Consider the following 2,403-nt stretch of genomic DNA (forward strand, 5'->3'; position numbering starts at 1 on the left):
GAGGCGGGACTGCCGCTGTGGGTGGTGGTCGACGCGGTGGTGGCGGCCAAGCGCTCCAGCGGGTGTGGCGGGTCGGCGGGGCCTCGCCGTCCCCGGGTCAGTCGGAGGCGCCGAAGGTCAAGGGCGGCGGCTCGGTGACGGACCCGGTCAACGGCATCAGCCTGCCCGTGCCGAAGGGCTGGACCGGCCAGGCGATCAGCGTCGGGGCGCAGGTGACGTCCGACGACGCCTACAAGTGCCCGGGCAACGCGGCCGAGACGTGCACCGCGGGCGGCGCCTACACGGCTCCGGCGGTGGCGCTGGGCATCGAGGACGACACGGCGGAGGAGGTCGCGAAGGCGGACATCGCCGCCAACGCCAAGCAGTCGTACGGCGGCACCACCTACGGCAGCATCACCTCGCACGAGGTGCTGGCCTCCAAGGCGGTGACGGTGGCCGGGCAGAAGGGCTACCTGGTGCGCTGGAAGGCGGTCACGAGCAAGGGCGCCGACGGCTACGTCGAATCGGTCGCCTTCCCCTCCCCCAACGACGCCCGGCAGATCGTGGTGGTCCGCTTCGGCGTGGACGTCGGGCAGAAGCTGTCCGTCATCGACGAGATCCTCGAGGGGATCAAGGTCTCGTCCGGCGGCGGGAGCGGCCAGGACGTCTGAGAGGCGGATCGGCCGGGTGGGATTCCCCTCCGCTCAAGAGGAACCCCACCCGGCCGGGGGGTGCGCGCCGCCCCCGTCCCCACGGTGCGGCGCGGGCAGGTCACCGTCCAGTCATCCCGTGAACGGCGGCCTGGGTCTCATGTCAGTCCGAGCGCGGGCAGCACGGCGGCCTCCACGAAGCGGACGAGGTAGTCGGAGTCGGCGTAGTGGCCGTCGAGCACGGGGCGCACGCGCAGGACGCCGAACATCATGGCCGGGACGTACTCCAGCGCCGGGTGGCCCGCCCGGACCTCGCCCCGGGCCACGCCCCGGGCCAGGATCTCCTCCAGCGCGGCGATCTCCGGGTTCACGAGCGCCTCGCGCAGCGCCTGGGCCAGTTCCTGGTCCGCCGTCACCGCGTGCCCCAGCGCCTGGAGCAGCCGGGTGTCCTTGCCGGACCAGTCGCCGGCGGCCCGCGCGGCCTGGCGCAGGTCCTCGGCGAGCGAGCCGGTGTCGATGCCGGCGAACTTCACCCGGCGGTTGGCGCGCAGGGCCGCCGCGACGAACTGCGGCTTGGTCTTCCACTGCCGGTAGAGCGTGGACTTGCTGCACCGGGTGCTGGCGGCGATGCCCTCCATGGTGACGGAGTCGTAGCCGCACTCGCGGATCTGTTCCAGCACGGCGTCGAAGAACTCCCGCTCACGCTCCGGCGTGATCTTGGAGCGGCGCGAGGCGACGACCGTGTCCGGTGCGTCCGCGGCCTGCGACGTCATGCGGTGCTTCCCCTCACTCGTGTCTGTCCTGTGCTGGTGCGGTGCCTGGTGTCCGTGCTGTTCCCAGTGTGGCGCACCTCAATCGATACGCCAGTGTACCGGTACCCGACCGTATCGGTACACTGGCGTATCGGTACGACAACGTATCGATGAGTTCCGGTGCGGACCGGGGCTCGTCCGCACCACGACACGCACCACCGTCAGCGAAGGGGCCGGGGGATGAATGCCCGAACCGAGCCTGGGGAGGCGGAGACGGAACCGAAGACGCCGGCCCGTCCGTCTCTGATACGTGAGTTCCTGCTGGTCGCCGGGCTCTTCCTGGTCTACAAACTGGGGCGGCAACTGGCCACCGGCCACACCGCGGAGGCCTACCGCAACGCCCGGGACGTCTGGCACCTGGAGCGGAGCGTCCATCTCCCCGACGAGACCACCGTGCAGTCCGCACTGCTGCACGGCGACACCCTCGTCCACCTGGCGAACACCTACTACGCGACCGTCCACTTCCCGGCCACGCTCGCCTTCCTGGTCTGGCTGTACCTGCGGCGGCCCGCGCACTACGTCTGGGCCCGCCGGGTCCTCGCGGTCCTCACCACGGCCGCCCTCGTGCTGCCGTTCACGTTCCCGCTGGCCCCGCCGCGCATGCTGACCGGGACGGGCCTGGTCGACACCGCCCGGATCTACGGCCCGTCCGTGTACGGCCCGCCGTCCAGCGACCACCTCTCCAACCAGTTCGCGGCGATGCCCTCGCTGCACTTCGGCTGGGCGCTGATGGTGGCGGTCGGCGTGATGGCCGCCACCCGGTCCCGGTGGCGCGGGCTGTGGCTGCTGCACCCGCTGATCACGCTGCTGGTGATCGTGGGCACCGCGAACCACTACTGGCTCGACGCGATCGTCGCCACCGCGATGCTCGGCCTCGCCCTCGCGGTCGTCCCCGCGCCGCTCCAAGATCACGCCGGAGCGTGAGCGGGAGTTCTTCGACGCCGTGCAGGAACAGATCCGCG

Annotated in this window: 2 protein-coding genes and 2 pseudogenes; 3 read left to right on the forward strand and 1 reads right to left on the reverse strand. The window is 71.5% G+C overall.

Annotation, left to right across the window (positions count from 1 at the left end; genetic code table 11):
• Positions 1 to 650, forward strand: a pseudogene (locus ABZV94_RS41300) (hypothetical protein); the annotation flags it as partial.
• A 137-nt stretch (positions 651 to 787) separates the two neighbouring features.
• Here ABZV94_RS41300 and ABZV94_RS41305 read toward each other — a convergent pair.
• The gene (locus ABZV94_RS41305) at positions 788 to 1,402 is read right to left on the reverse strand and encodes a TetR/AcrR family transcriptional regulator (protein ID WP_356350210.1); all 615 of its coding nucleotides are present in this window, start codon (positions 1,400 to 1,402) and stop codon (positions 788 to 790) included.
• 219 nt (positions 1,403 to 1,621) lie between these two features.
• On the opposite strand from ABZV94_RS41305, the gene ABZV94_RS41310 reads away from it, so the two are divergent.
• Together ABZV94_RS41310 and ABZV94_RS41315 are read left to right on the forward strand one after the other, a co-directional pair.
• Entirely contained in the window at positions 1,622 to 2,365 is a 744-nt protein-coding gene (locus tag ABZV94_RS41310) for a phosphatase PAP2 family protein (RefSeq protein WP_356350213.1), read from the forward strand.
• A pseudogene (locus ABZV94_RS41315) lies at positions 2,337 to 2,403 on the forward strand (TetR family transcriptional regulator); the annotation flags it as partial. The gene ABZV94_RS41310 and the pseudogene ABZV94_RS41315, both read left to right, overlap by 29 nt.

The organism is Streptomyces sp. NPDC004658, assembly GCF_040609555.1.
Classification (GTDB): domain Bacteria; phylum Actinomycetota; class Actinomycetes; order Streptomycetales; family Streptomycetaceae; genus Streptomyces.

What these genes read in the sequence shown, in the direction of transcription:
- ABZV94_RS41305 (WP_356350210.1), bottom strand. Translation starts at nt 1,402, where the DNA reads ATGACGTCGCAGGCCGCGGACGCACCGGACACGGTCGTCGCCTCGCGC.
- ABZV94_RS41310 (WP_356350213.1), top strand. Translation starts at nt 1,622, where the DNA reads ATGAATGCCCGAACCGAGCCTGGGGAGGCGGAGACGGAACCGAAGACG.